Annotated in this window: 28 protein-coding genes; 8 read left to right on the forward strand and 20 right to left on the reverse strand. The window is 69.6% G+C overall.

Translation table 11 applies throughout. The features are described 5' to 3' along the window. Nucleotides 1-2: 2 nt before the first annotated feature. Nucleotides 3-1,214 carry a cupin domain-containing protein gene (locus tag KV396_RS16190; RefSeq protein ID WP_247956353.1) on the reverse strand — a complete coding sequence of 404 codons (1,212 nt, stop codon included), beginning with the start codon at nt 1,212-1,214 and terminating at the stop codon, nt 3-5. A gap of 130 nt (nt 1,215-1,344) precedes the next feature. Here KV396_RS16190 and KV396_RS16195 point away from each other — a divergent pair, with 130 nt between their 5' ends. The 3 genes from KV396_RS16195 (at nt 1,345) to KV396_RS16205 (ending at nt 3,214) form a co-directional block, all read left to right on the forward strand. Beyond that, entirely contained in the window at nt 1,345-2,097 is a 753-nt protein-coding gene (locus tag KV396_RS16195; protein ID WP_247956354.1) for a YoaK family protein, read from the forward strand. An 80-nt stretch (nt 2,098-2,177) separates the two neighbouring features. Then, entirely contained in the window at nt 2,178-2,687 is a 510-nt protein-coding gene (locus tag KV396_RS16200; RefSeq protein WP_247956355.1) for a redoxin domain-containing protein, read from the forward strand. Further along, on the forward strand, nt 2,687-3,214 hold the full coding sequence (locus tag KV396_RS16205) for a DsbA family protein (protein WP_247956356.1): 528 nt from the start codon (nt 2,687-2,689) through the stop codon (nt 3,212-3,214). The genes KV396_RS16200 and KV396_RS16205 overlap by 1 nt, the downstream gene beginning before the upstream one ends. 100 nt (nt 3,215-3,314) lie before the next feature. Here KV396_RS16205 and KV396_RS16210 read toward each other — a convergent pair whose 3' ends face one another. The 5 genes from KV396_RS16210 to KV396_RS16230 all read right to left on the reverse strand — a co-directional run bounded on the left by KV396_RS16210 (nt 3,315) and on the right by KV396_RS16230 (nt 8,364). Continuing rightward, on the reverse strand, nt 3,315-4,517 hold the full coding sequence (locus tag KV396_RS16210; RefSeq protein WP_407665547.1) for an MFS transporter: 1,203 nt from the start codon (nt 4,515-4,517) through the stop codon (nt 3,315-3,317). 4 nt (nt 4,518-4,521) lie between these two features. Beyond that, nucleotides 4,522-5,238 (reverse strand): alpha/beta fold hydrolase, encoded by a 717-nt coding sequence (locus KV396_RS16215; protein WP_247956358.1) that lies wholly within the window; start codon nt 5,236-5,238, stop codon nt 4,522-4,524. An 83-nt stretch (nt 5,239-5,321) separates the two neighbouring features. Beyond that, on the reverse strand, nt 5,322-6,200 hold the full coding sequence (locus tag KV396_RS16220; protein ID WP_247956359.1) for an alpha/beta fold hydrolase: 879 nt from the start codon (nt 6,198-6,200) through the stop codon (nt 5,322-5,324). Further along, a complete protein-coding gene (locus KV396_RS16225; RefSeq protein ID WP_247956360.1) occupies nt 6,197-7,525 on the reverse strand; it encodes a PucR family transcriptional regulator in 1,329 nt (442 codons plus the stop codon). The genes KV396_RS16220 and KV396_RS16225 overlap by 4 nt, the downstream gene beginning before the upstream one ends. Next, on the reverse strand, nt 7,522-8,364 hold the full coding sequence (locus KV396_RS16230) for a helix-turn-helix domain-containing protein (protein ID WP_247956361.1): 843 nt from the start codon (nt 8,362-8,364) through the stop codon (nt 7,522-7,524). Before KV396_RS16230 ends, KV396_RS16225 begins: the two co-directional genes overlap by 4 nt. A gap of 195 nt (nt 8,365-8,559) precedes the next feature. Here KV396_RS16230 and KV396_RS16235 point away from each other — a divergent pair, with 195 nt between their 5' ends. Both KV396_RS16235 and KV396_RS16240 read left to right on the forward strand, forming a co-directional pair. Further along, a complete protein-coding gene (locus tag KV396_RS16235; protein WP_247956362.1) occupies nt 8,560-9,504 on the forward strand; it encodes a Dyp-type peroxidase in 945 nt (314 codons plus the stop codon). A 77-nt stretch (nt 9,505-9,581) separates the two neighbouring features. Next, complete coding sequence (locus KV396_RS16240; protein ID WP_247956363.1) at nt 9,582-12,431, forward strand: helix-turn-helix transcriptional regulator; 2,850 nt, start codon at nt 9,582-9,584, stop codon at nt 12,429-12,431. A 15-nt stretch (nt 12,432-12,446) separates the two neighbouring features. Here KV396_RS16240 and KV396_RS16245 read toward each other — a convergent pair whose 3' ends face one another. Both KV396_RS16245 and KV396_RS16250 read right to left on the reverse strand, forming a co-directional pair. Then, the gene (locus tag KV396_RS16245) at nt 12,447-12,830 is read right to left on the reverse strand and encodes a nuclear transport factor 2 family protein (RefSeq protein WP_247956364.1); all 384 of its coding nucleotides are present in this window, start codon (nt 12,828-12,830) and stop codon (nt 12,447-12,449) included. Nucleotides 12,831-12,944: 114 nt separating this feature from the next. Continuing rightward, nucleotides 12,945-13,133, reverse strand: a complete 189-nt coding sequence (locus KV396_RS16250) for a hypothetical protein (RefSeq protein WP_247632003.1) — start codon at nt 13,131-13,133, stop codon at nt 12,945-12,947. Between the two features lie 220 nt (nt 13,134-13,353). Between KV396_RS16250 and KV396_RS16255 the strand changes: the two genes are divergently transcribed. Further along, entirely contained in the window at nt 13,354-13,527 is a 174-nt protein-coding gene (locus KV396_RS16255; protein WP_247956365.1) for a hypothetical protein, read from the forward strand. Between the two features lie 57 nt (nt 13,528-13,584). Here the strand turns inward: KV396_RS16255 and KV396_RS16260 are convergent, their stop codons facing one another. From KV396_RS16260 to rplU, 10 genes are all read right to left on the reverse strand, one after another. Further along, nucleotides 13,585-13,869: a hypothetical protein gene (locus KV396_RS16260; protein ID WP_247956366.1), complete on the reverse strand. Its 285-nt coding sequence runs from the start codon at nt 13,867-13,869 to the stop codon at nt 13,585-13,587. A 122-nt stretch (nt 13,870-13,991) separates the two neighbouring features. Continuing rightward, complete coding sequence (gene rsfS, locus KV396_RS16265; protein ID WP_336640150.1) at nt 13,992-14,369, reverse strand: ribosome silencing factor; 378 nt, start codon at nt 14,367-14,369, stop codon at nt 13,992-13,994. Beyond that, nucleotides 14,369-15,613 carry a hypothetical protein gene (locus KV396_RS16270; protein WP_247956367.1) on the reverse strand — a complete coding sequence of 415 codons (1,245 nt, stop codon included), beginning with the start codon at nt 15,611-15,613 and terminating at the stop codon, nt 14,369-14,371. The genes rsfS and KV396_RS16270 overlap by 1 nt, the downstream gene beginning before the upstream one ends. Beyond that, a complete protein-coding gene (nadD, locus tag KV396_RS16275; protein WP_247622165.1) occupies nt 15,610-16,212 on the reverse strand; it encodes a nicotinate-nucleotide adenylyltransferase in 603 nt (200 codons plus the stop codon). The genes KV396_RS16270 and nadD overlap by 4 nt, the downstream gene beginning before the upstream one ends. A 6-nt stretch (nt 16,213-16,218) precedes the next feature. Further along, on the reverse strand, nt 16,219-16,443 hold the full coding sequence (locus KV396_RS16280) for a hypothetical protein (RefSeq protein WP_247632000.1): 225 nt from the start codon (nt 16,441-16,443) through the stop codon (nt 16,219-16,221). Nucleotides 16,444-16,494: 51 nt separating this feature from the next. Next, complete coding sequence (locus KV396_RS16285) at nt 16,495-17,748, reverse strand: glutamate-5-semialdehyde dehydrogenase (protein WP_247956368.1); 1,254 nt, start codon at nt 17,746-17,748, stop codon at nt 16,495-16,497. A 29-nt stretch (nt 17,749-17,777) separates the two neighbouring features. Beyond that, a complete protein-coding gene (gene proB, locus KV396_RS16290; protein ID WP_247631998.1) occupies nt 17,778-18,560 on the reverse strand; it encodes a glutamate 5-kinase in 783 nt (260 codons plus the stop codon). Then, on the reverse strand, nt 18,557-20,059 hold the full coding sequence (gene obgE / locus KV396_RS16295; RefSeq protein ID WP_247622161.1) for a GTPase ObgE: 1,503 nt from the start codon (nt 20,057-20,059) through the stop codon (nt 18,557-18,559). Before obgE ends, proB begins: the two co-directional genes overlap by 4 nt. 110 nt (nt 20,060-20,169) lie before the next feature. Next, nucleotides 20,170-20,427 (reverse strand): 50S ribosomal protein L27, encoded by a 258-nt coding sequence (rpmA, locus tag KV396_RS16300; protein WP_247622160.1) that lies wholly within the window; start codon nt 20,425-20,427, stop codon nt 20,170-20,172. 18 nt (nt 20,428-20,445) lie between these two features. Next, a complete protein-coding gene (rplU, locus tag KV396_RS16305; protein WP_247622159.1) occupies nt 20,446-20,754 on the reverse strand; it encodes a 50S ribosomal protein L21 in 309 nt (102 codons plus the stop codon). A 212-nt stretch (nt 20,755-20,966) separates the two neighbouring features. On the opposite strand from rplU, the gene KV396_RS16310 reads away from it, so the two are divergent. Further along, the gene (locus KV396_RS16310; RefSeq protein ID WP_247622158.1) at nt 20,967-21,233 is read left to right on the forward strand and encodes a DUF4031 domain-containing protein; all 267 of its coding nucleotides are present in this window, start codon (nt 20,967-20,969) and stop codon (nt 21,231-21,233) included. Here KV396_RS16310 and KV396_RS16315 read toward each other — a convergent pair. After that, entirely contained in the window at nt 21,198-23,609 is a 2,412-nt protein-coding gene (locus KV396_RS16315; RefSeq protein ID WP_247956369.1) for an Rne/Rng family ribonuclease, read from the reverse strand. The genes KV396_RS16310 and KV396_RS16315 overlap by 36 nt on opposite strands. 281 nt (nt 23,610-23,890) lie before the next feature. Here KV396_RS16315 and KV396_RS16320 point away from each other — a divergent pair, with 281 nt between their 5' ends. Then, entirely contained in the window at nt 23,891-24,508 is a 618-nt protein-coding gene (locus KV396_RS16320; RefSeq protein ID WP_247631995.1) for a vitamin K epoxide reductase family protein, read from the forward strand. 63 nt (nt 24,509-24,571) lie between these two features. Here KV396_RS16320 and ndk read toward each other — a convergent pair whose 3' ends face one another. Further along, nucleotides 24,572-24,988, reverse strand: coding sequence for a nucleoside-diphosphate kinase (gene ndk / locus KV396_RS16325; protein ID WP_067120383.1), 417 nt, complete (start codon nt 24,986-24,988; stop codon nt 24,572-24,574).

Below are 24,988 nucleotides of genomic sequence, written 5' to 3' on the forward strand. Positions count from 1 at the left end.
GCTCAGCGCAGCGGGGTGATCCCCTGCGCCCCGCGCGGGAACGTCGCGAGGATCGCCGGGTCGATGTTGAGATGCGCCGAGACGAGCTGCGGCGGAACGTGCGAGAGCCAGTTCGCGAGCGAGATCTCCTCGTACTTGTCGGTGCGGAACACCTCGAGGAACTGCAGCACGTCATCACCGGTGTTCTCGATGTAGTGACCGAAGTTCTTGCGCACGACGCCCACATCGCCCGCGCGGAAGTCGGTCGTGTTGGCGTGCGGCCCCGTGTTGAACACGGTCATACGGGCGGAGCCGCGCAGGTAGTACTGCCATTCGTCGGCGTTCGGGTGCCAGTGCAGTTCACGCATCGAACCGGGCTCGACCGTCACGAGCGCCGCGGCGACGGTGGACGAGTACTCGTAGTTGGTGGAGTCCGCGATCTGGATCGACCCGCCCGAGTTCTCGTAGAGCGGCTTCGACCGCGAGAGGCGGAAGATCACCGGCTCCATGCCCCACTCGACGCCCGCGGCGGCCTGATCGACCTCGAGGGCCGGCGGCTCGTCACCGGGGAAGATCCAGAGGTTGTGCAGCGGGATGTCGGAGAACACCTCCTGCGCCACGCCGAAGTTCTTGGCGAGCACCTCGGGAGGCGTGTGCGCGAACCAGTCGGTGAGCAGCAGCGTGTTCGATTCGGACTGGTCGCCGTCGTCGAACGCGAGCACGAACTCCGCGCCGTCCGGACCCAGTCCCTGCAGGGAGTGCGGGGTGCCGGCCGGGAAGAACCACAGGTCGCCCTCCTCCACGTCCTCGACGGCGGGAAGACCCGAGCGGCTCAGCGTCGTGACGCGCGCCTTACCCCGGGTCATCACGGCCCATTCCGCGGTCTGGTGCCAGTGCAGCTCGCGGATGCCGCCGGGCTCCAGGTACATGTTCACCCCGGCGATCTCGTCGGAGATGTGGAAGTCCTGCTTCGTGAGCTCCCGCGCCCACCCGCCGCGCTGCACGCGCCGCGGGGAGATGTTGAACGACGACCAGAAGAACGGCTGCGTGCTGATGTCGGTCGCCGGAGCGTGCATCTGATTGGGGAACTGCGACTCGATGACCTCGTTCTGCGGCCCGCCCATGGTGTTGCTCTGCGGACGGTCGGCGATGTTCACCTCGCCCTCCTGCGGCAGGTCGGGGTTCCCGAGTGTCGGGACCTCATGCCCCAGCTCGGCGTTCTCGGACGTGTCCATGCGGTACTCCTTCGTGATGGTTCCGGACGATACCGAGGAGTCTGCTCCTTGGTCCCTCGCCGGTACACACCCCCGTGACGAATCGGTTCTCGACTCTCGTCGGACGGGGTCGATCCCGCACGGCGCTTGCATGGGGGCATCCCTGGAGGTCTTCATGTCGTCATCGACCGTTCGCACGCCCCGCCCCTATCCCCTGCTCGAAAGCGCGCCCGCCGCTGCCGCGCTCGCCCTGGTCTCGGGCCTGCTCAATGCCTGGACGTTCGGGCAGATCGGCACCTTCGCGACCGTGCAGTCCGGCAATCTGCTCTCGATCGGCTACTTCGTGGCCGAGGGAGACCCGTCGAGGGTGCTCGCGGCTGCGGCATCCGTCCTGTCGTTCGCCCTCGGCTCGTTCCTCTGCACGCTCGTCGTGCTGTGGCGGGCGCGAACCGGGCGCGGGTACTCGGTCGAGGTGCTGCTGTGCGAGGTGATCGCGCTCGCCGCGCTCGCCCTCGCGAGCGTCACGGGGGCGGTGGGGCCGGAGTGGATCGCCGGCGCGATCAGCTTCGTCGCCGGGGTGCAGGGCAATGCCTTCCACCGCGAGACCGGCATGCTCTACGGCAACATCGCCGTCACCTCGGTGGTTCAGATGGCCGCGAGCCTTCTCGCTCGAGCCGCGGGGAGGACGATCGCCTCCGACGGCGAGCCCCACCTGCGTCCGGCGGCGGCCTACACCTCGGTGCTCGTGGCGTTCGCTGCCGGCGGCGGCATCGGATTCGCCCTCGATCGGGCGTGGTCGTGCGCGTCGATCGTCGGTGCCGCAGCGGTCCTCGGCATCCTCCTCCTCATCGCCCGCTCCGCGCACGGTGCGGTCGATCCCTCTCAGAACGCGCCGACCCCGTGACATCCCTCCTCGACACCTGTCTGGTCGAGTCCGGACGCGCGCTCTAACCGGCGGCGACCGGCGGAAGGGAGAGTGGAGCCATGACAGACACCCCTGAGACCGAGGGCCGCGAGCGGATCCTCACCGCCGGGACCACGGCACCCGACTTCACGCTGCGCGTCACCGCCGACCAGTCGCTGCGGCTCGATGAACTCCGCGGTGCGCCGGTGGTCCTCGCCTTCTACCCCGCCGACTGGAGTCCGGTGTGCGGGGATGAACTCTCCGTCATCAACGCCGCGCTGCCGATGCTCCACGAGCGCCGCGCGCAGGTCGTCGCCGTGTCGGTCGACAACGTGTGGTCGCACGAGGCGTTCTCCTCCGTGCACGGGCTGCACTTCCCGCTCCTCAGCGACTTCGAACCGAAGGGCGCGGTCTCCCGCCTCTACGGCGCCTACGACGACAGCACCGGGGAGAGCCGTCGGGCCCTCTTCGTGATCGACGCGGCGGGCGTGATCGCCTGGAGCTATCTCTCCCCCGTCGCCCTCAACCCCGGCGTCGACGGCGTGCTGGACGCGCTCGACGCTCTCACCCCGGATGAAAGGAGAGGATGATGTCCTCGCTCCGCATTCCCGTCTCGACCGACGACCACAGCACCGGACCGGACGACGCCTCCGTCGTGCTCGTCGAATACGGCGACTACCAGTGCCCCTACTGCGGCGAGGCATACCCGGTCGTCAAGAAGCTCCTCGCCGAACTGGGCGACCGCGTGCGCTTCGTGTTCCGCAACTTCCCGCTCGCCGAGATGCATCCCGAAGCGGTCGATGCGGCATTCGTGGCGGAGTTCGCCGCATCGCACGGCGCCTTCTGGGAGGTTCACGACCTGCTGTACGAGAACCAGACCCGACTCGGATCGCCGCTCTACGCCGAGATCTGCGCGAAGCTCGCCCTCCCCGTCGCCGATCTGCGCGCGGCGGTACAGGAGCAGCGTTACCTGGCGCGCATCCGCGCGGACGAGGAGGGCGGCATCCGCAGCGGCGTGAACGGCACGCCCACGTTCTTCCTGAACGGGGAGCGGCTCGACGGCGGCACGGCCGAGCTGCCGGACGCCCTGCGCACGGCGGTGCAGCGCGCGTCCTGAGCGTCGAGACACCATCTCCGCCTCGAGACGTCACTGCACACATGATGTCTCGAGGCGTTCGTGGTGCCTCGACGCGCGCGGTGCACACCGCGCAGTGCGCTCAGCGCGCGATTCGTCGCATCCGCAGCGCCGCCACCACCGTGACGACCGCCACGAGCACGACGAAGACCAGCAGCACGACGAGTTGCGGCACCACCGTCAGGGCGGCGCCGATCGCCAGCACCGGGACGGCGAGTCCGCAGTAGGCGACCAGGAAGATCGCGGCGAGCGTCTCGCCCCGGCGACCCGGCTCGGCGATCTCGGATGCCGTGGCCAGGGCGCACTTGAACAGCGCCCCCACACCCGCACCGGCGACCACGCCGCCGACCAGGAACAGGACGAACGACGGCAGCACGGCGCCGAGCGCGATCGCCGCGAGACCGATCCCACAGGCGAGTGCGGCGAAGAGCAGTTGCGAGCGCCGTGACACCCGGGCGAGGAGCACCTGGGCGGCGGCCGCGGAGCCGAAGACGAGGAAGACCGTGACACCGGCGACGAGATGGCGGGTCTCGCCGAAGGTGCCGACGAGCAGCGTCGGGGCGAGCGAGGTGAATAGGCCGAAGAGGGCGAACCCGGCGAAGGCCGCGAACCCCGCCGCCACGAATGCTCCGCGCGACGACGCGGGGACCGCGATCCGCTGCGGCCGGTACTGCCGGTGCTGCGGCGCGACCGTCTCGGGCACGAGCGCCACGGCGATGGCCAGACAGATCAGCACGATCGCGAACACGGTGTGCGGCAGATGCAGCGGATCGGGGAGGTAGTCCGCGAACACTCCTCCGATGAGCGGCCCGAGCGCGAGTCCCCCGAGGTTGGCCCCGCCGGCCACCGACGCCGCGACGATCGCGTTCTCGTCGGGTCGGGCCCGAGCGCGCAGCTCGCCGAGGTGCGCGGTGGCGGTCGCCGTGAGGATGCCGATGCTCACGCCGTTCACCACGCGGGCGACGAGGAGACCGGCGACATCGGTGAAGACCATGAAGAGCACGGCCGAGAGCGCCGAGACGAGGATGGCGATCACCAGCATCCGCCGGCGCCCCATCCAGTCGCTCACATGACCGAGCAGGAACAGACTCGCGACCACTCCGACCGCGTAGGCGGCGAAGACCACCGTGACCACCGACACGGGAAATCCGTCGAGCTGCTGGTACAGGGGATACAGTGGCGTCGGCACGGTCGAGTACGCCATCACCAGCAGGAAGGCGACGGCGACGACCCAGAACCCGGTCGCTCGGCTGGCAGGAGCTTCGATATCGGTCACAGCGCTCATTCTGTCAGCGCACGGCGTCGGCGGCGTCGACGATCAGCCGGGCGACATCGCCGGGGTGGGTGTGCAGCACGAGATGCGGACCGGGCAGTTCCACGAGCTCGCGCACGCCCGCCCGGTCGAGTCCGAAGCGCACCGCCTCGGGGTTGATGAGGCGGTCGGCGGTCGCCACGACGCCCCACGACGGTCGGTCGCGCCAGGCGGCGACCGTCGCGGGTTCCGCCAGCACCTCCGCGTCGAGAGGGCGCTGGGTGACGGCGAGCACGGCGGCCTCGTCTGCGGGGATGCCGAGGGCCGTGAGGAAGGGGAACTCCTCGATCCTCACCGAGATCTCCGCGGCATCCGCCTCTCCGGGCACGGGATAGGCCGCCTCGTCGAAGTACGGCATCGCCTCCGGGTCCGGGAAGCGGCGGTGCACGTCCTGCGCGCTCTCCCCCACCACGAGCACGTACCCCTCGATGAAGACGAGGCCGCGGACGTTCGCCGCATCGCCGGCGACACCCGCGACCGTGGCACCGTACGAGTGCCCGACGAGCAGCACCGGGCCATCGATCCGTTCGACGAAGGAGCGCACGTACGCGGCATCCGCGGCGAGGCTCCGATTCGAGATCGCCGGCACCCGTACCTCGAGGCCCTCGCCGAGGAGCCGCATCGCGACCGGCGACCAGCTCGCCCCGTCCGAGAACGCTCCGTGCACCAGCACGACCGTGGGCTTGATGGCCATCTCACACTCCCTTGCGCCGGATCTCCGGCTCTCTTCCCCGACGCTACGGCAGAGGAGGCTCGGCCCTTTCCGACCGCTTGTCGTCAGTGCATTGGACGACTGTCGAGTGCGCCGTGCTCGACCTCGCGGAGGAACGCACCGACGACCGCGTTGAATGCCTCGGGGTTCTCGAGGAACGGGAAGTGCGAGGAGGCGATGTCGCGCGGGAAGACGTGCACGCGAGCGCCGGGGATGCGTTCCGCCAGCCACCGCTGCGACTCCGGGGGCACATGGCTGCCGTCGCATCCGATCACGAGGGTGGGCACGCGGATGCCGCGCACCACGTCGCGCCAATCCTGGGTGCCGTGATCGATGAGCAGGGGCACCGCGGCATGCGGCGGCGTGCGGGCGACCTCGCTCATGACGAAGGACCAGAGCTCCTCGTCCACCGGGCCGGAGAACATTCCGCGCAGGAACGCCCGCACCGCGCTCTCGCCCTCCGGACCGGCGACGGCATCGGCCAGGGCCACGAGGCCGTCGACGGGCAGGATGCTCCCCGCCCGCACGCGCTCCTCCTCGCTCATCCAGGACTGCGCGATGACCGCGGCGGGCTGGTCGACGACGACGAGGGAGCGCACGCGCGCGTCACCGAAGAGTTCGAGGTACGACCAGGCGACGGACGCACCCATCGACCACCCGAGCAGATCGACGCGATCCACGGCGAGCGCCTCCAGCACATCGCGCAGGTCGGCGGCGAAGCGGGCGATGCGGTAGCCGTGGGTCGGCGCCTCCGAGCCTCCGTGCCCGCGCATGTCGAAGCTGATCACGCGGCGAGCGCCGAAGCCGGTGAGCTGGTGGCGGAACATCTCCTGCGATTGCGACCAGCCGTGCAGGAGCAGCAGGGGGACGCCGTCTCCTCCGGTGTCGTGGGCGCCGAGCACGACACCGTCGCTCGTGGTCACCTCGATGCGGCGAGCGCTCATCGGATGTGACCCGCGTTCTCCCAGTAGGCGGCGAGCTTGAGCCCGAGGTGCAGGGCGCTGCGCTGCATGCCGTCGTCGAGGGCGTCGCGCACCACCTGGGGCATGTTCTCGAGCCGGTAGTACAGCGTCGTGCGGTGGATGTGGAGCACCTCGCACACCTGTCGCACGTGCCCGGCGTTGTCGAGGAGCGCCTCGATGGTCTGCCGGCGCAGCGGGTCGGCGTCGTGCACGAGGGCGAAAGCGGCGGGCGAGTACCAGGAGAGTCGTCGGGGGTCGGTGAGCACGTCGGAGATCAGCAGCCAGGGACCGACGTCATCGGCGTGCAGGCTTCTGCCGAGTTCCGGGAGGAGCTCTGCGACGGTGGCGGTGGCGATGGCCCGCTCGGCGACGGGATGCAGATCGTTGTCGGCGTCGGAGAGCCCGGCCGCGCCGATGGCGCGCAGGAGCACTCCCGCGCGCTCTGCTTCGGCGATGACGGCGGCGTCGAGGCGCTCGGTCTCGCCGCGGCGGCCGAGGAACAGCAGCGCCGCGCCGATCTCGCCGATCAGCACGAGCGCGGACCGAGTGGCGCTCTCGACGGCGCGTCCGAGTGCGGCCCGCTGGACGACGCCCGTGTCGTGGCCGATCGCGACGGCCCGCACGAGGGTGTCGGCGTCGCGGGTGACGCCGTGCGCGCGCACCGCCATGCTCAGAGCATCGCGACGGGCGATGGGGTCGGCGGCCAGCAGCGAGCGCATCACTCCGTCCCGAGCCGTGAGTGCGGTGCTCTCGGTCTGGGCGGCGAGGACGGTGCGTACGACGTCGACGGCCGCGTCCAGGGCTCGGAACTGCTCCTCGCGCAACGGGGGCAGCCCACCGGTGATGAGCCACAGGATTCCCAGGAGGGTGTCGTCCGACCAGATCGGAACCGCGAGGCGCTCATGGGCGCCGAACTCCGCGAGGTCCACGGTCCGCGGCCTCCGGGACTGCGTCAGGCGCAGGCTCTCGACGTACGCCCGTTCCCGCGGCGGAGTGACCCGACGCAGGAGTGCACGTGCGCGGAGCTCGTCGATCTCGTCGCCCTGCGCGCTGGCGACGATGGGGCGGAATGCGGGGTCGTTGATGACGATCGAGCGGTCGAGTGTCTCGGCGAGCTCGTCGACCAGGTCCTGCAGGTTCATGCCCGCCACGCGTCCGGGTACGGTGAGGAGGTCGCCTCCGGATGCCGCGGGGTGATGGTCATGCTGCTCCTCCCGGCCCGCGTCGTCGGGCCTCGCGCCCGACGCTACGGGAGCGAGGGCGAGCGCTGGGAGGCCCGCGTCGTCCCACCCACCGCTCATGGTCATCGCGCCGCCTCCACGGCATCGGCGCCGATCCCGCCGGGCAGTTGATCGGCCAGTCGGGCGAACACGGCGGCGGTGACGGCGCCCGGCGGTGCCGAGAGCACCGTGAGCTGATACCCGGGCATGCTGCGCACCGCGAAGTTCTGGGCGTCCACCGGGATCTCCCCCACTCCCTCGACGAGGATGTGGAACGTGGCATCCTCGGGGCCGGACACGTCGTGCCGCGCCCAGATGCGCACGAAGTCGGGATCCGACGACAGTTCGGCCACGATCTCCCGCAACCGAGGAGACTGCGGTACGGCGTCGCGTCTCAGCGTGGCGACGGCTGCGCGGCTCATCGCCTCCCACTCCACGAGCGTCTCCTTCATGCGGGGCACGAACAGATGACGCAGCTGATTCCCGCCTGCAGAGAGACCGCCGTGCCCGAACACGGTCGCGAGAGGGTTGGCGGCGACGATGTCGCGGTGCGGATCGGTGACGTACGCCGGGGTGTGCGTCCAGGCGGACAGCGCGCGCACGATGCGGTCGGCCGAGTCCCGGGGAACGGGAGCGGGGGTGTGCAGCCGTCCCGAGACGAGGCGGAAGGCGTAGGCGCTCGCCTCGTGGTCGAGCCGGAGCGCCCGGCAGAGCGACAGGAGCACCTGGTCGGAGGGGCGGGCACCGCGGCCCTGCTCCAAGCGCAGGTAGTACTCCCTGCTGATCCCGGCCAGGGCGGCGACCTCGTCGCGACGGAGGCCCGTGACCCGCCGTCCGGGGGTGGGAACGATCCCCAAGTCGTCGGGCTGGGTGACGGCGCGGCGGGCGCGGAGGTACTCTCCGAGAGAGGTCGATGCATCGTCCACGGGGCGGGCTCCGGTCGTCGAGGGGGTGGGGCGTCTGCGACGCTACCCGCGCCCGAGGGAGCGCACATCACCCGCCCCGGGGGCGCACATCCCCTCCCCGCTGTCGCGTGGCCGTTCGTCATCTGTCGGATGCGCCGCACGCCGCGTTCCGCGAGACTGGCGCTGTCACAATCCACATGGAAAGGATCGGCGCGCATGACGGATCAGGACCCCCGGGGTGCGGTGCAGGCGGTCGCTTCGCCCCTCACGGCGAATGCCGTCTTCCTCGTCGTCGACGTCGCTCCCGGCGCAGCCGATCGGGTGCGAGACGTCCTCGCCGACCTCGCCGGATCGATCAAGTCCCTCGCCTTCCCCTACTCCGATTCCGCGCTCACCTGCACGGTCGGGATCGGGAGTGCGATCTGGGCCGAGCTCACGGCACTCCCCCGTCCGGCTCAGTTGCGCCCGTTCACCCCCGTGGTCGGCGCGCACCACACCGCCCCGTCGACCCCCGGAGACCTGCTCTTCCACATCCGGGCCGAGCGTGCCGACGTCTGCTTCGAGTTCGAACGTCGTCTGCTGGAGTCGCTCGGCGACGCCGTCCGCGTCGTCGACGAGACCGTGGGGTTCCGCTCCTTCGATCGGCGCGATCTCCTGGGATTCATCGACGGGACGGCGAATCCGATCGGTGCCGAACTCGACGCAGCGGTGCTGGTCGGAGACGAGGACCCCGCGCACCGCGGTGGCTCCTACATCGTCACGCAGAAGTACCTGCACCCTCTCGCCGCCTGGCGTGCCCTGCCGACCGAGACGCAGGAGGCGATCATCGGGCGAACGAAGCTCGAGAACGTCGAGCTCGACGATGCACCGTCGGGTCAGCAGTCGCACAAGTCCCTGGCGACGATCGTCGACGAACAGGGGGTCGAGCACGACATCCAGCGCGACAACATGCCGTTCGGCCGCCCGGGCCATGATGAGTTCGGCACGTACTTCCTCGGATGCTCCCGCGATCTGAGCGTCATCCAGCGGATGCTCGAGCGCATGTTCCTCGGCGATCCGCCCGGACTCCACGACCGCCTCCTCGATTTCTCCACCGCCGTCACCGGCTCCGTGTTCTTCGCCCCGCGACCGGACGTTCTCGCCGCTCTCGGGGACGGCTGACCGCCACTCGGAGAGCGACGCCGCGTCCGTTCGACGGCGTGATCAGCTTCGCCGTGCGTATCCGTCATAATCGGATCATGCACGATACATCCGATGGCGGAGCCGTCGGATCCGACCGCGCTCTCCTCGCCGGCTCCCCCGCGGCGCACGCGGCTCCTCTCCGCGGTCGCGACGACGCTCTGACGGACATCCTCGACGTGCTCACCTCCGTGCGCGACGGCGCCGGCGCCGGCGGTCCGGTTCTGGTGCGCGGCATGCCGGGCATCGGTAAGACGCGATTGCTCGCCGAAGTGCTCGCCCGCGCTTCGGTGTCCGACTGGCGCACGCTGGTCATCGCCCCGGACGTCGACGAATCGACCGTGCCTCTCGCGGCCATCCTCGAGGCGTCGCTGCGCGGATCCTCCCCGCTGCTGACACCCGCCGATCTGCAGCCGGTGCTCTCCGGCGGCGAGCACCGGTACTGGGTCACCCGTCTGCTCCTCGACCGTCTCGAGCAGGCCGCGGCCGAGCATCCTCTCCTGATCGTCATCGACGACCTGCAGTGGCTCGACACCGCATCCGTGACCACGCTCATCGCGCTCGTGCGCGGACTCGCCGACCAGCCCGTCGCGTGGCTCGTCGCCGCACGCGACGGCGTCCTCCCTTCCGCGCATGCTCGTGCGGCAGCGCACATCGCCGCGGAAGGTCTCGTCATCGAGCTCGCACCGCTCGACTCCTCGGCATCGGCGGAGATCGCCGCCGACATCGCCGGTGGTACCCCCGGTCCTGTGCTGCGTGCGGCACTCGACCAGACGGCCAACGTTCCCCTCCTCGTCGTCGAACTCGTGCGCGGGCTCCGCGAGGAGCACCTCCTGGCCCGACACGCGGGGTCCGTCGACGCGGTGGATGCCGCCGTGCCGGCGAGGTTCGGTGCGGCCGCGCGCGAACGACTCTCCTCGATCTCACCGACCGCCCGGCGATTCGCGCAGGTGGCGAGTCTGTTCGGACGCAGGTTCCGCCTGCGCGACGTGCTCCGCGTGCTGGACCTCTCGGCGGCGTCCGTCGCGCCATCGGTCGACGAGCTTCTCGCGGAGTCGATCCTCGTCGGGGACGGCGCGGCTCTCGCCTTCACCCACGACACCCTGCGGGAAGCGGCCGACGCGTCGATCGCGTCACCCATCCGCCCCGCGCTGCTCCGAGAGGTCGTGCGGGTGCGCCTGTCGTCGGGCGAGCCTGCATCGGCTGTCGCGCCCGCTCTGATCGAGGCGGCGGAGCCCGGCGACGAGGACTCCTTCGTCCTGGTCGCCGAGGCCGCTCGGGACATCTCGGCGACCGACTCCGCGTTCGCCGCCGATCTGGCGGCCGCAGCGATCCGCCTCGCGCTGCACGTCCCGCGACTGGTCGTTCGCGCCGCCGAACTCCTCCCGCTGGTGTGGACCGACGGCCGCCACGACGAGGCCCAGGCGGTCACGACCGCCCTCGCCCCCTATCTCTCCGCCGATCTGCGCGCCCGCGCTCTGCTGGCCGTCGCCCGACGCCAGACCGAGTTCTCGTTCGATCGAGCGATCGCGACCTGCGACGAGGCGCTCGGCATCCGCGGGATCGCACGCAGCACTCGAGCCGAACTCCTCGCCGTCCGCGCGCTCAACTGCGCGAACCGCGCCGACTTCGCCGGCCTGGAACAGACGCTCACCCTCGCGCGGGAGGTCGCCGATCCGGAGACCGATCATCTCGCCCTGGCGACCATCGACGCGACCGATTCGGTCTATCAGTTCAACAGCGGCCACCACGATCGGGCGGTGGAGCTCATCGACGCCGCACTCCGCCGCGCCGAGGAAGCCGGACTCGTCACATCGCGCTGGCTCCCCGAAGGCCTCTGGCCCGCGTTCCTGCACAACTCGATGGGCGATCCCGAGCAAGCCCTGCAGCTGGCCGACCTCGGGCTGTCCGAGGCACGCGCAGCGGGCAGCGCGGTGGCCGAGGCGTTCTGGATGATGGTGCGCACCCGGGTGCTCTACGACGGCGGCCGGATCGACGAGGCCCGTGTGCTGGCCGAGGCCGTGCTCGCGCTGTCCGCCGAGCTGGGGTTGGGAGACTTCGCCAACGCCACGGCCGGGGTCGTGCTCTTCCGCATCTCTCTCCACACCGGCGACGCGCAGATCCGCGCGCAGGCCAAGCCGATCGTCGAGGCACTCGCCACGAGCACGGCCGTGACGAAGGCCGGCCGCTGGCTCCTCGCCGTCGAAGCCATCGACGAGGGGCGACTCGACGATGCGGTCTCCGCCAGCGATCTCGCCCGGGCGGGGCTCGACGCACCCGTGCCTCCCATGACGACCCCGTCGGACTTCTCCGACGACATCGTGCTCGCCGACCTCGCCGTACGCACGAACGACGCCGAGACCATCGCCGCCGTGCTGAAGCGCACGAGTCGTCGCTGCGAGCTCAACCCCGGCAGCGTCTTCTCCCGCGCTGTGCACGATGCCGTGGTCGGGCGCACCCGCGCAGACCCCGCCGCACTCGACGCCGCAGCATCCGCCCTGCGCGGACTGTCGCGTCCGCTGGTGCTGGCCCGCGTGCTGGAGCTGCGCCCCCTCGTGGGCGGCGACGAACAGCAGGCACGACGAGCACTCGACGAAGCGCTGGAGATCTACGAGTCCCTCGGAGCCGTGCGTGACGCGAGTCGAGTGCTGCGCGCGCTGCGCACGCGGGGTGTCCGCCGCCGGCCGGCCCGGCGCGGGGCGCCCGAACTGCTCTCGACCCGCGAACGCCAGGTCATCGAGCGCGTGGCGCTCGGGGCCACGACCCAGCAGATCGCCGACGCGCTGTTCATGTCGCCGCACACCGTGGTCTCCCACATCCGACACCTCTACGCGAAGACCGGCGTCAACTCCCGCAGCGCACTGCGCCTCTGGTACGCGAGCGCCAGTGAGGAACGCGAGACCGCCTGACGCCGAGGTGCCCGCTCAGGCGTGCACCTGATGCCAGGTGCAGATCCGCGAGCCGTCGAGGCGGAAGCTCCCGAACCCCAGCACCTCGCACTTCTCGCCCTCCGGGAGGCGCAGGTGCAGCACCTGCTCGGTGAGCACGGTGTCTCCTGCCACCGCGACGGTGACGAGCGCCGTCGACCATTCCGCGAAGCGCGACCTGATCTCCCCGATCATCGCCAGCATCTCCCGACGGCCCGTCACGCCCCGGTTGTGCGAAGGACGGTAGACGACGTCCTCGGTGAGGAACGGCAGCAGTTCGCCCACGTCGCCCTCGTTCAGCACCGCGACGAAATCGCGGACGATGAGCTCTCGCTCCATCTGCTGGATCCCGTCCAGCGCCGCTCGGTGGATATCTTCCACGGCGATACCTCCCTTCCCGTGCCCCTCACGCTAAGAGCACGGGGCGGGCCGGGCATCCGACGTGCGTCGAAAATCCGAAGGACGGATGCCGGATCGGTGCGTCGTCGGCGTCGGTCACCCGGCGACGGCGGGAGACCGGCGCGCCATGAGGTCGTACGCATCGCGTACGGCATCCGCCGTGGTCTCGACCTCTTCGTAGTAGTGGGTGAACCCGCGCTCGTCGCGGACGACGAGCGAGACGCGGACCATCCCGGTGCGAGCGGGTGCGGCGGACGGCAGGGGGACGACTCCAGTGGGGGACATGGAACTCCTTCGTGATCGTGCGAGCCGGCGGAGTGCACACCGTCCGGCCCCACTAGGGAGACGCCGCGAACGCCGGTTCATTACGCCGACACGCGGGAATTCCTCGGCGATCGGGATCGCCACCACCGACCTACCGCCCGAGGCCGCACACGTCAACGGCCTCTTCACCGCCATCGCCGAATCCTAGGCTGAGTCACCTCACCGACGAGAGGAGCATCCGATGTCCAATCCCCCACCGATCCCCCCGATCCCGTCGCTCGGAAACGAGTCGGACGATGATCGCGATGGAGTCCCCACGCTCGAGGTCGACGGCGCGGAAGAGGTCGATACTGATGTCGACGGCGCGCAGGTCGACAGCGCCGAGGCCGATCGGATCGCCGCAGAGGGCGAGTGAACGAGATGTCCGGCGGGCGGGTGCGAACCATCGCATCCGCCCGTTCCGGATGCCGACTCAGTTGGCCAGCAACGGCGGGAGATGAGGAATCTGCACCGGGCGGGTGGCCCGGCTCGATCCGTGCATGCGCTCGACGTCGGCGAGCACCTCGAAGGCGTTCGAATAACGCATCGCGAGCGGCAGGTCTCGCACCCACACCACCTCGACCTCGGTCTCGGCGTATTCGTAGACGCACGCGACGATGTGACGCGGGTCGTTCGCAGGGAAGCGCTGGTCGTTGATCACCCATTCGGTCGGGGTGATCCGACGCAGCACGTAGCGCGGTTTTGGATCCTCTGTCATGTCGGCCCTCCAAGACTCTCTCCCCTTAAGAAAGAGTGTGCGCGCCGGTATACCGCCGGGGAAGACCCTTGACAGAATCCATGCAGGATGCCGCGCCCGGCTCTCGTGGGCGCGGCAGGGGGTCACTCCCCCGCGACGGGCTCCGGGAGGTCGATCGGCACGACGGGGCAGTCCTTCCACAGGCGCTCGAGCCCGTAGTACACGCGCTCCTCCTGGTGGAAGACGTGAACGATCAGGTCGCCGAAGTCCATGAGGACCCAGCGCGACTCGGCGCGACCCTCGCGCCGGACACGCTTGTGGCCCTCCGCGATGAGACGGTCCTCGATCTCGTCGGCGATCGCGGCGACGTTGCGCTCGCTGTTTCCCGTGACGAGCAGGAAGATGTCGACGAGCGGAAGCGGCTCCGAGACGTTGAGCGCGACGAGGTCTTCACCGCCCTTCGAGACGGCGGCTGCGGCAGCGATCTGCAGCATGGCTTCAGCGGTTTCAGGTGATTGCATCAGAACACATTCGTGGTGAAGGCGACGACGAGGACCACGCCCAGTGCGAGGGCGAGACCACCCGCAACGATCGCAAGGATGAGCATGAGTTTGTTGCCCTTTTCGGGGGCGGGCGGTCGGATGACCTCGCCGGCGGGCTTGATGGTGCTGACCGCCGAGCTGGCGGCGATCGGCGTGGGAGAAGAGGCGGGCGGCAGTTCGCCGTCGATGAGGACGGCATCGACGTCCTTGCCGTCGGCGACGCCGTGGGCGTGACCCTGGGAGCCGATGCCGCGCGGGAGTTCGTAGGAGCCGGTGACGAGGATCTCGCCGGTCGATGCGACCGGTCCCGAGAGCGATCCCTCGCCCGGCGAGGGCGTGAAGATCAGCGCGCTGGGAGACGTGTGCTGAGAGCCGCTCGAATCGCCGACCGTGAGCAGCTCGTCGAACGACGGTGCGAACGGCTTCTGCGTCTTGTCGATCACGGACGCCCCGAAGGCCGGGTTCACGGTGGGGCGCTCATCGGGAGCGATGACCTCATCGTCGTCTCCGACGTCGGCGAGCACGTCATCGGTGTCCGAGAGGGCGGGTTCCTGGTCGAGGCCCAGAACGGCATCGACGTCGTCGACGTCCTCCTGCGGCTCCTCGGCTGCCGCGTCGAGAGGCATCTCGCCCACGGTTGCGCTCGCGCCCGCGGCGCTCACGGGCGTGATCGCGACCTCCGCGTCGTCTTCATCGATGTCGTCGTCGGTCGAGACGGCCGGTGCGGCCGGTGCCGAGAACTCCGGCACAGCGGAGACGATCGGCGTCTGATCGGCCGGGGGCTGCTCCTGCGGCTCCGGCTCCTGTGCCGGCGGCTCCACCGGAGCGAGCGGCGTGGCGTCTTCGGGTTCGACGACGGGAACGGATGCCGTGCGCACGCGCTCCTGGTCACGCGCCTGGCGGCGGGTGAGTGGGGCGGCCGCGGATGCGGGAGCGGCTGCTTCTTCGGCGACGGGAGCGGGCTTCGCCGCAACGGGAGCCTCTGCGACGGGCGCGGGCTTCTGCTCAGCAGGCTTCTGAGCGGCGGGCTTCTGCGCGGCGGGCTTCTGCGCGGCAGGCTTCTCGACGGCGGGCTTCTCGACGACGGCGTCGGGCTCCCGCGTCTGCGCGGGCGCGGCAGCCGCCTCCTCGTCGGTGATGACGGGCGTCGATCCGGTCAGTCGGATCTCACGCAACTGCTTGCGTGTCAGCGGACCCTGGCCGTGCTGATCCGATGTAGTCATGACTTGCTCCGATACAGATGATGCTTCGCGATGTACTGGACGACCCCGTCGGGAACGAGATACCAGACCGGCTGGTCGTCCCGGACCCGCTCTCGGCAGGCGGTCGACGAGATCGACAGGGCCGGCACCTCCAGCTGGCTGACGTTGTCGCTCGGGAGGCCATCCGTGCTCAGGACGTGTCCTGGCCGGGAGACCGCGACGAAGTGGGCCAACTCCCACAACTCATCATGGTCCCTCCAACTGAGAATTTGCGCCACGGCATCCGCTCCCGAGATGAAGAAGAGCTCCGCATCCGGTCGGTCCCGTTTCAGATCCCGCAGGGTGTCGATCGTGTACGTCGGCCCTTCGCGATCGACGTCGACGCGGCTGACGGTGAACTGCGGGTTCGATGCCGTCGCGATCACGGTCATCAGGTAGCGGTGCTCGCTCGGGGTGACGTCCGACTTCTGCCAGGGGCGCCCGGTCGGGACGAAGACCACTTCGTCGAGATCGAAGGAGTGCGCGACCTCACTGGCGGCGACGAGGTGACCGTGGTGGATCGGGTCGAACGTTCCACCCATCACACCGATGCGCGGAGCGCGCGAGGTCACGGTCTTCATAGTTCCTTAGTGGCCGTGCCCTGCCCCGTGGCCGTCCTTGCCGTGCTTCGCAGCCCAGGCCTCGGCCTTGGCCGAGTGACGGTTGGCGACGTTGCGGTACGACAGCGTCACGAGACCGAGGAAGGCGAAGATGATCGCGGCGATCACACCGAAGATCACGGTCTCGAGGGCAACGTTGCCGTGGTGCTCGGTTTCCGCAGCGGCCATCGCGACCTGTGCGATGAGGTTCATCGTTTCTCCGTTTCGTGACCTGAGTCAGTGCAGCGCCATCCAGTCTATCCCTCAGCCGCGCGTCTGCCCCGACCCACGCGCCAGCCATTTCGTGCTCGTGAGCTCGGCGAGACCCATCGGGCCCCGCGCATGCAGCTTCTGCGTCGAGATGCCCACCTCGGCGCCGAAGCCGAACTCGCCGCCGTCGGTGAAGCGGGTCGAGGTGTTGACCATGACGACCGCGGAATCGACCTCGGCGAGGAAACGCTCGGCGTTGCGGGTGTCGGTCGTGATGATCGACTCGGTGTGACCTGTGCTGTAGCGGCGGATGTGCGCAAGAGCCTCGTCGAGGTCGTCGACCACCTTGATCGCGATGTCCAGGCTGAGGTACTCGGTCGCCCAGTCCTCCTCCGTGGCCGGGATGACGTTGGACACGAGCCCGGCGACCATGTCGTCGCCGTGGATCGCCACGCCCTCGCTCTGCAGCGCACTGGCCACGAGGGGCACGAGACGCGGCGCCGCCTGACGATGCACGAGAACGGTCTCGACCGCGTTGCAGACGCTCGGCCTCTGCACCTTCGCATTGACCACGATGTCGCGGGCCCAGTCGTCCGGCGCCGACTCGTCGAGAACGATGTGCACGTTCCCGGCCCCCGTCTCGATGACCGGAACGGTCGATTCCGTGACGACGGTCTCGATGAGCCCTGCGCTCCCGCGCGGAACGAGCACGTCGATGTAGCCGCGTCCGTGCATGAGCGCCGTGGCTCCGTCCCGACCGAAGTCGTCGACGGTCTGGATCGCCTCGGCGGTGACGCCGGATCGCACCAGCGCCTCCCGCATGACCTCGACGAGAACTGTGTTCGACTCACGCGCGGCGCTGCCGCCCCGGAGAACGGCCGCGTTTCCCGAACGCAGTGCGAGAGCGGCGATGTCGACCGTGACGTTCGGCCGCGCTTCGTAGATCGCGCCGACCACGCCGAAGGGCACTCGGATCTGCTCGAGGGCGACGCCGTTCGGCATCCGATGCCCGCCCACCACGCGACCCACCGGGTCCGGGAGCGCGGCGACCTGGCGAACGGCGGCGGCGAGAGCCGCGACGCGCTTGTCGTCGAGGCGCAGACGGTCGATCAGCGAGTCGCCGATCCCGTTCTCGTTTCCGCGCGCGATGTCGAGCGCGTTGGCGGCGATGATGCGCTCGGCGTCGCGCTCGAGTCCGAGGGCGATCTCCTCGAGAACGCGCTCCTTGTCGCCACTGGTCAGAGCGGCCGTCGCGCGCGACGCCTCCTTCGCGCGCTCGAGGCGCACCTGCGGGGTCTGATCGGTCATCCGCCCAGTCTAGGGCGCACCGATCCCGCTCAGACGGCGGGCTCGAACCAGGTGCCGACCTCGGCGCCCGAGAGCGCCCGATCCACCAGATCGGCACTCGTCACGAGCACGCCGATCCCCGACGCGGCCGCGAGCCGGGCGGCGGAGACCTTGGTGGCCGCTCCCCCGGTGCCGACGCTGTTCACGACCGTCGCCCCGAACTCGAGTCCGCTCAGATCGGCATCCGCGGCGATCACGTCGATCGGCTCGGCACCGGGATCGGAGGGCGGGCGCGTGTAGAGCGACTCGATGTCGCTGAGCAGCACGAGAGCGTCGGCTTCGATCAGCTGAGCGACGAGGGCTCCCAGGCGGTCGTTGTCGCCGAAGCGGATCTCCTGGGTCGCCACCGTGTCGTTCTCGTTGACGATCGGGAGCACGCGCAGCCCGAGAAGGCGCTCCATCGCGCGACGGGCGTTACTGCGCGAGGTGGGGTTCTCGAGATCACCGGTCGTCAGCAGCACCTGGCCCGCGACGATGTCGAACGGACGCAGTGCCTCCTGGTAACGGTAGACGAGGATGTTCTGACCGACGGCCGCGGCCGCCTGCTGGGTCGCGAGATCGGTGGGGCGGGCGTCGAGACGCAGGAACGGGATGCCGGACGCGATCGCACCGGACGAGACGAGGACGACCTCGGTGCCCCGCCCGTGCGCGGCCGCGAGGGCCTCGACGAGAACGGGGATGCGCCAGGACGCCTCACCGCTGATCGACGACGATCCGACCTTGACGACGATGCGCGCAGCCGTGGCGAGGTCTGCACGCGAGCGTGCGGTCACTCGCCCTCTTCGCGATAGGCGGCGAGGCGCTGGGCCTCGACCTCCGCGCGCGCCGCGGCCTTGGCATCCATTCGCTCGTAGTAGTTCTCACGACGCTCCGACGTCGTGCGTCGGGCGTTCGGCGCGAGACGCGGGTCGGTCCCTCGCGGGGCCGTCATGAGTTCGGCGGCCGAGGTCATCGTCGGCTCCCAGTCGAAGACGATGCTGTCGCCCTCGCCGATGACGACGGTCGATCCCTGCACCGCGCCGAGGCGGAAGAGCTCGTCCTCGACGCCCAGCTTCTCGAGCCGGTCCGCGAGATAGCCGACGGCCTCCTCGTTCTGGAAGTCGGTCTGCTGCACCCACCGCACGGGCTTCTCGCCGATGATGCGGTAGACGTTGCCGTAGGTACCGCCCTCGACCCGGATCGTGAACTCCTTCTTGGAGCCGCGCGGACGGATGACGACGCGCTCACGGGGCACCTCGACGGCGGCCTGCTCGGCGCGCACCTTCTCGACGAGCTCACCGAGAGCGAAGGTCAGCGGACGCAGACCCTCGTGCGAGACGGTGGAGATCTCGAAGACGCGGAATCCGCGCTCCTCGAGATCGGGGCGGACGAGCTCGGCGAGATCACGCGCCTCGGGCACGTCGATCTTGTTCAGGGCGACGAACTGCGGGCGCTCCAGCAGAGGGGTCTGCCCCTCGGGCACCTCGTAGGCGGCCAGTTCGGCGAGGATGACGTCGAGATCGGAGAGCGGGTCGCGCCCCGGCTCGAGCGTGGCGCAATCGAGCACGTGCAGCAGCGCGGAGCAGCGCTCGACGTGGCGCAGGAACTCCAGCCCGAGACCGCGTCCCTCGCTGGCGCCCTCGATCAACCCGGGCACATCGGCGACGGTGTAGCGCGCGTCGCCGGCCTGCACGACACCGAGATTCGGGTGCAGCGTCGTGAACGGGTAGTCGGCGATCTTCGGCCGTGCGGCCGAGATCGCGCCGATCAGGCTCGACTTGCCGGCCGAGGGGTATCCCACGAGTGCCACGTCGGCGACGGTCTTGAGCTCGAGGACGACATCGCCCTCGTACCCCGGCGTACCCAGCAGCGCGAAGCCCGGCGCCTTGCGCTTGGGCGACGAGAGAGCAGCGTTGCCCAGGCCGCCCAGGCCGCCCTTCGCCACCACGAAACGCTCGCCCGGGATGATCATGTCGATCAGCACGTCGCCGTCGGTGTTCTTCACGACGGTTCCGACGGGCACCGGAAGCTCGAGGTCCTCCCCCATGAACCCGGCACGGTGATCGCCCATGCCGAATCCGCCGTTGGGCGACGAGCGGTGCGGAGAGTGGTGGTACGAGAGCAGCGTGCCGGTCTGCGGGTCGGCGACGAGCACGATGTCGCCGCCGTCTCCGCCGTTGCCGCCGTCCGGGCCACCGAGAGGCTTGAACTTCTCGCGGTGCACCGAGACACAGCCGTTGCCGCCCTTACCCGCGCGCAGGTGCAGCGTCACGGTATCGACGAACGTGACCATGTGTCGGTCTCCTCAGGTGGTAGATGTCGCCCATCGGAATCGGTGGGCAGATACACGGACGGGGCGAGCCGAAGCCCGCCCCGAACCGGATGTCTGTTGCTGTGCGGCGATTACTCGCCTGCAGCGACGATGTTGACGACCTTGCGGCCGCCCTTCGCGCCGAACTGCACCGCACCGGCGGACAGCGCGAACAGGGTGTCGTCGCCGCCACGGCCGACGTTCACGCCGGGGTGGAAGTGGGTGCCGCGCTGACGGACGATGATCTCGCCGGCGTTGACCTGCTGGCCGCCGAAGCGCTTGACGCCGAGGCGCTGAGCGTTGGAATCACGACCGTTACGGGTGGAGCTTGCGCCCTTTTTGTGTGCCATGTCCTGGTCTCCTCGGTCTTACTTGATGCCGGTGATCTTGACGCGCGTGAGCTCCTGACGGTGGCCCTGACGCTTCTTGTAGCCGGTCTTGTTCTTGTACTTCTGGATGATGATCTTCGGGCCGCGGAGGTTGCCGATGACCTCGGCGGTGACCTTGACCTTGGCCAGCTTGTCGGCGTCGGTGGTCACCGTAGCGCCGTCGACGAGCAGCACAGCGGCAAGCTCGATCTTCTCGCCCTGGGCAGCCTGCACACGGTCGAGCTGAACGATCGTGCCGACCTCGACCTTCTCCTGCCGCCCACCGGCGCGCACTACTGCGTAAACCACTTCATACCTGTTTCGTTGGGGAGCTCGCGGCTCCGAGAATCTCACGGGAAGACTGTTGCTTGCATGCGCCGCGGGGCGACGGGTGCGAATGCAAGACTCTCCGCTTCGACCGACGAGGACGACGCGGCATACGCACCAAGGGACTACTTTACCGGATGCCGGAGCCACTCGCAAAGTGAGCCGAGGGGTGTGTCCGGTCATAGGCTTGCGGGATGACCGTTCTCGTCGACGACCCGCTCTGGCCCGCGCACGGACGCCTGTGGGCGCACCTCGTCAGCGACGAGAGCCTCGACGAGCTGCACGCGTTCGCGCTCAGCCACGATCTCCCCCCGCGCGCCTTCGATCTGGACCACTACGACGTGCCGGAGGAGAGCATCCCCCGGCTCGTCGCCGGCGGCGCCCAGCACGTCGGCGGCAAGGAGCTCGTCCGGCGCCTGATCGCCTCAGGCCTCAGGATCCCCGCTCGCGACCGGCGCTGACGCCTCGCCGTTCACCGATACCGGGGTTCCGGTGAGCGCCGCGGTGCTGACCCGACGACGTCCACGACCCTGTCCCGGTGCCTTCGGCTCCGGGAGGGCGTCGAGCACCGAGTCGAGCAGCTGCTCGGCCTGGCTGCGCGGCGCGGGCTTGCGATCCGCCCCACGCTTCTTGCGGGGCTTCTTCGCGCGCTCCGGCGCCTCGACCGGCGCCTCGTCAACGACGACCGCGTCGCCGGCACCCTCGGCGGGAGCCTTCGTGGATGCCGCGATCTGCGCGAGGGCCGACTTCGCACCCTCGGGGATGCTGTGCGTCACGTTCGCAGCGGGCGGGGCGCTCTGGCTCTGTCCGCCACCGTTGCCACCGCGCTGACGGCGGCCGCTCTGGTTGTTGCCGTTGCCCCCGTTGCCGTTCCCACCGTTTCCGTTGGAGCGGTGCTTGACGACGGGGTCGTGGTGCACGATCACACCGCGGCCGGCGCAGACCTCGCACGCCTCGCTGAAGGTCTCGAGGAGGCCGAGGCCGAGCTTCTTGCGGGTCATCTGCACGAGACCGAGCGAGGTGACCTCGGCGACCTGGTGCTTGGTGCGGTCGCGGCTGAGGCACTCGATGAGACGGCGCAGCACGAGGTCGCGGTTGGACTCGAGCACCATGTCGATGAAGTCGACCACGATGATGCCGCCGATGTCGCGCAGGCGCAGCTGGCGGACGATCTCCTCGGCGGCCTCGAGGTTGTTCTTGGTGACCGTCTCCTCGAGGTTGCCGCCGGAGCCGACGAACTTCCCGGTGTTGACGTCGACGACGGTCATGGCCTCGGTACGGTCGATCACGAGCGAACCGCCCGACGGCAGCCAGACCTTGCGGTCGAGCGCCTTCTCGATCTGCTCCGTGATCCGGAACGCGTCGAAGGGGTCGGCGGCGTCCTCGTACGACTCGACGCGCTCGAGGAGGTCGGGGGCGACGCTCTCGAGGTAGGAGCGGATCGTGCGCTGCGACTCCTCGCCCTGGATGAGCATCTTCGTGAAGTCCTCGTTGAAGACGTCGCGGACGATCTTGACGAGCAGGTCGGGTTCGGCGTGCAGCAGCGCGGGAGCCTGCTGACTCTCGACCTGCTTCTGGATGTGCTCCCACTGCGAGGTCAGACGCTGCACGTCGCGCGTGAGCTGGTCCTCCGTCGCGCCCTCCGCGGCCGTGCGCACGATGACGCCGGACGACTCCGGCAGCACCTCCTTGAGGATGCGCTTGAGACGCGCGCGCTCGTTGTCGGGCAGCTTGCGGCTGATGCCGTTCATCGAACCGCCGGGGACGTACACGAGGTAGCGGCCCGGGAGCGAGATCTGGCTGGTCAGGCGGGCGCCCTTGTGGCCGACCGGGTCCTTGGTGACCTGCACGAGCACGCGGTCGCCCGGCTTGAGGGCGAGCTCGATACGACGGGGCTGGTTGCCGGTCTCGACGCCGTCCCAGTCGACCTCGCCGGAGTAGAGCACGGCGTTGCGGCCACGGCCGATGTCGACGAAGGCGGCCTCCATGCTCGGGAGCACGTTCTGCACGCGACCGAGGTAGACGTTGCCGATGAGGGAGGCGTCCTGGTTGCGCGCGACGTAGTGCTCGACGAGGACCCCGTCCTCGAGGACGCCGATCTGCGTGCGGCCGTTCTTCGATCGGACGACCATCTTGCGGTCGACGGATTCGCGGCGGGCGAGGAACTCGGCCTCGGTGACGACCGGACGGCGGCGACCGGCGTCGCGTCCGTCACGGCGGCGCTGCTTCTTGGCCTCGAGACGCGTGGAGCCCTTGATCGCCTTCGGCTCGGTGATGTATTCGACGACGCGCTGGCGCTGACGGGGAGCATCGCGCTGGTCGTCACCCTCGGATCCGCCCCGACGGCGGCGACCGCGGCGACCACCGTCGGCATCGTCGAGCTCGCGCTCGGGAGCCGGGCCACGACCGGGGCGTGCCGGCAGCGGCACGATCTCGGGGGCGTAGAAGTGCAGCTGGGTGGAGACCTGCGACACGAACACCTCGGGGAGCAGACCCAGCGACACGGCGGTGACCGCGGCGGGCTCCTCGGGAGCGGCAGATGCCTCGGGAGCGGCGGGCTCCTCAACCGAAGCCTCCTCGGCGGCGGACTTCTCCTCAGCCGAGGGCTCCTCTGCCGCGGACTCTTCCTCGGCCCCGGGCTCTTCCTCGGCCGCGGACTCGTCCTCGGCCACGAGGGTCTCCTCGACCTGTGCGACCTCTGCGGGAGCATCCGACTCGGCCGGGGCCTCGTCTTCCGGAGTCTCGCCCTCGGGAGTCGGGGACTCCGTCAGCTCTTCCGCGGCGTCAGCCGAGAAGTCGAGGGTAGGGGTGTTGTTGTCATTGTTCTCATCGGCCATCTCTGGCTTGCTCCCTGCGCGGATCACCGGAGTGTTCCGCGAAACTCATGCGGCACCCGCGGGTGCCGCGAACTCACTCGATCTGCGACCGGCTCGTAGCTCTGGTCGCGTGGGGCATGGGCCCCGAAGTCTGCGTCGACACGTGTCACGGCTGGGCCGCTCATCGCGTCACAGGCCATTATCGCACCAAGTTCCGCAGAATGCGGCATCCGTGCGCGTCCGGAGATTTTCTCCGGCCCCGTTCTCGCCCGATCCATAGCCGTCGCTGAGATAATCCTCAGATGAGCGAGCAGCGCACCCGCCCCGTCATCTTCGCCGTCTGGCTGATCATCGCGAGCGTGATCGGCTGGTTCGCCGCCTTCCAGCTCACGGTCGAGAAGTTCGTGCTCCTCGCCGACCCGGACGCCGCGCTGTCGTGCGATCTGAGCGCCTTCATCCAGTGCGGCAAGAACCTCGAGTCCTGGCAGGGATCGGTGTTCGGCTTCCCGAACCCGATCCTCGGCCTCACCGGGTGGATGGCACCGCTCGTCGTCGGTGTCGCGATCCTCGCCGGCGCCCGCTTCCCGCGCTGGTTCTGGGCCCTCTTCGGCGTCGGCATCACCTTCGCCTTCGGCTTCGTCTGCTGGCTCATCTCGCAGAGCATCTACGACCTCATCGTCCTTTGCCCGTGGTGCATGGTCACGTGGGCCGTGACCATCCCGACGTTCTTCGCCACCATGCTGCATCTCACCCGCAACGGCACCTTCACCCGCCACGAAGGGGCGCAGCAGCGGGCCGACAAGCTCATGGCGTGGGTGCCGCTGGCCACGGTCATCGCCTACGCGATCATCGTGCTGATGGCGCAGACCAAGGGCATCGACTTCCTCGGCGAGATGGTGCGCATCATCACCGGCGGCTGACTCCGCACACGAGAAAGGCCCGTCCGCTTCCGCAGCGGACGGGCCTTTCTCATGGAGTGCGACTCAGTCGAACCAGATGCCGAGCTCGCGTGCGGCGCTCTCGGGGCTGTCCGAGCCGTGCACGAGGTTCTGCTGGACCTTGAGGCCCCAGTCGCGGCCGAAGTCGCCGCGGATCGTGCCGGGGGCTGCGGTCGTCGGGTCGGTCGTGCCGGCGAGGGAACGGAATCCCTCGATCACGCGGTTGCCGGCGAGGCGGATCGCGACCGACGGCCCCGACAGCATGAACTCGAGGAGCGGCTCGTAGAACGGCTTTCCCTCGTGCTCGGCGTAGTGCGCGGCGAGCAGGTCGCGGTCGGGCTCGACGAGGCGGATGTCGACGAGCGCGTAGCCCTTCGCCTCGATGCGGGCGAGGATCGCGCCGGTGAGGCCGCGAGCGACGCCGTCGGGCTTGACGAGGACGAGGGTTTCTTCGGTGGCCAT

It is taken from the genome of Microbacterium galbinum, from assembly GCF_023101185.1.
Taxonomy (GTDB): Bacteria; Actinomycetota; Actinomycetes; order Actinomycetales; family Microbacteriaceae; genus Microbacterium; species Microbacterium galbinum.

Coding starts and splice junctions, on each gene's coding strand:
- KV396_RS16320 (WP_247631995.1), top strand. CDS start 23,891: ATGAGCGAGCAGCGCACCCGCCCCGTCATCTTCGCCGTCTGGCTGATC.
- KV396_RS16260 (WP_247956366.1), bottom strand. CDS start 13,869: ATGACAGAGGATCCAAAACCGCGCTACGTGCTGCGTCGGATCACCCCG.
- KV396_RS16210 (WP_407665547.1), bottom strand. CDS start 4,517: ATGAGCGCTGTGACCGATATCGAAGCTCCTGCCAGCCGAGCGACCGGG.
- rsfS (WP_336640150.1), bottom strand. CDS start 14,369: ATGCAATCACCTGAAACCGCTGAAGCCATGCTGCAGATCGCTGCCGCA.
- KV396_RS16200 (WP_247956355.1), top strand. CDS start 2,178: ATGACAGACACCCCTGAGACCGAGGGCCGCGAGCGGATCCTCACCGCC.
- KV396_RS16205 (WP_247956356.1), top strand. CDS start 2,687: ATGTCCTCGCTCCGCATTCCCGTCTCGACCGACGACCACAGCACCGGA.
- ndk (WP_067120383.1), bottom strand. CDS start 24,988: ATGGCCACCGAAGAAACCCTCGTCCTCGTCAAGCCCGACGGCGTCGCT.
- KV396_RS16280 (WP_247632000.1), bottom strand. CDS start 16,443: ATGAACCTCATCGCACAGGTCGCGATGGCCGCTGCGGAAACCGAGCAC.
- rpmA (WP_247622160.1), bottom strand. CDS start 20,427: ATGGCACACAAAAAGGGCGCAAGCTCCACCCGTAACGGTCGTGATTCC.
- KV396_RS16255 (WP_247956365.1), top strand. CDS start 13,354: ATGTCCAATCCCCCACCGATCCCCCCGATCCCGTCGCTCGGAAACGAG.
- nadD (WP_247622165.1), bottom strand. CDS start 16,212: ATGAAGACCGTGACCTCGCGCGCTCCGCGCATCGGTGTGATGGGTGGA.
- KV396_RS16190 (WP_247956353.1), bottom strand. CDS start 1,214: ATGGACACGTCCGAGAACGCCGAGCTGGGGCATGAGGTCCCGACACTC.
- KV396_RS16220 (WP_247956359.1), bottom strand. CDS start 6,200: ATGAGCGCTCGCCGCATCGAGGTGACCACGAGCGACGGTGTCGTGCTC.
- KV396_RS16215 (WP_247956358.1), bottom strand. CDS start 5,238: ATGGCCATCAAGCCCACGGTCGTGCTGGTGCACGGAGCGTTCTCGGAC.
- KV396_RS16315 (WP_247956369.1), bottom strand. CDS start 23,609: ATGGCCGATGAGAACAATGACAACAACACCCCTACCCTCGACTTCTCG.
- KV396_RS16225 (WP_247956360.1), bottom strand. CDS start 7,525: ATGACCATGAGCGGTGGGTGGGACGACGCGGGCCTCCCAGCGCTCGCC.
- obgE (WP_247622161.1), bottom strand. CDS start 20,059: ATGGTCACGTTCGTCGATACCGTGACGCTGCACCTGCGCGCGGGTAAG.
- KV396_RS16310 (WP_247622158.1), top strand. CDS start 20,967: ATGACCGTTCTCGTCGACGACCCGCTCTGGCCCGCGCACGGACGCCTG.
- KV396_RS16195 (WP_247956354.1), top strand. CDS start 1,345: ATGGGGGCATCCCTGGAGGTCTTCATGTCGTCATCGACCGTTCGCACG.
- KV396_RS16250 (WP_247632003.1), bottom strand. CDS start 13,133: ATGTCCCCCACTGGAGTCGTCCCCCTGCCGTCCGCCGCACCCGCTCGC.
- KV396_RS16240 (WP_247956363.1), top strand. CDS start 9,582: ATGCACGATACATCCGATGGCGGAGCCGTCGGATCCGACCGCGCTCTC.
- KV396_RS16235 (WP_247956362.1), top strand. CDS start 8,560: ATGACGGATCAGGACCCCCGGGGTGCGGTGCAGGCGGTCGCTTCGCCC.
- KV396_RS16285 (WP_247956368.1), bottom strand. CDS start 17,748: ATGACCGATCAGACCCCGCAGGTGCGCCTCGAGCGCGCGAAGGAGGCG.
- KV396_RS16270 (WP_247956367.1), bottom strand. CDS start 15,613: ATGACTACATCGGATCAGCACGGCCAGGGTCCGCTGACACGCAAGCAG.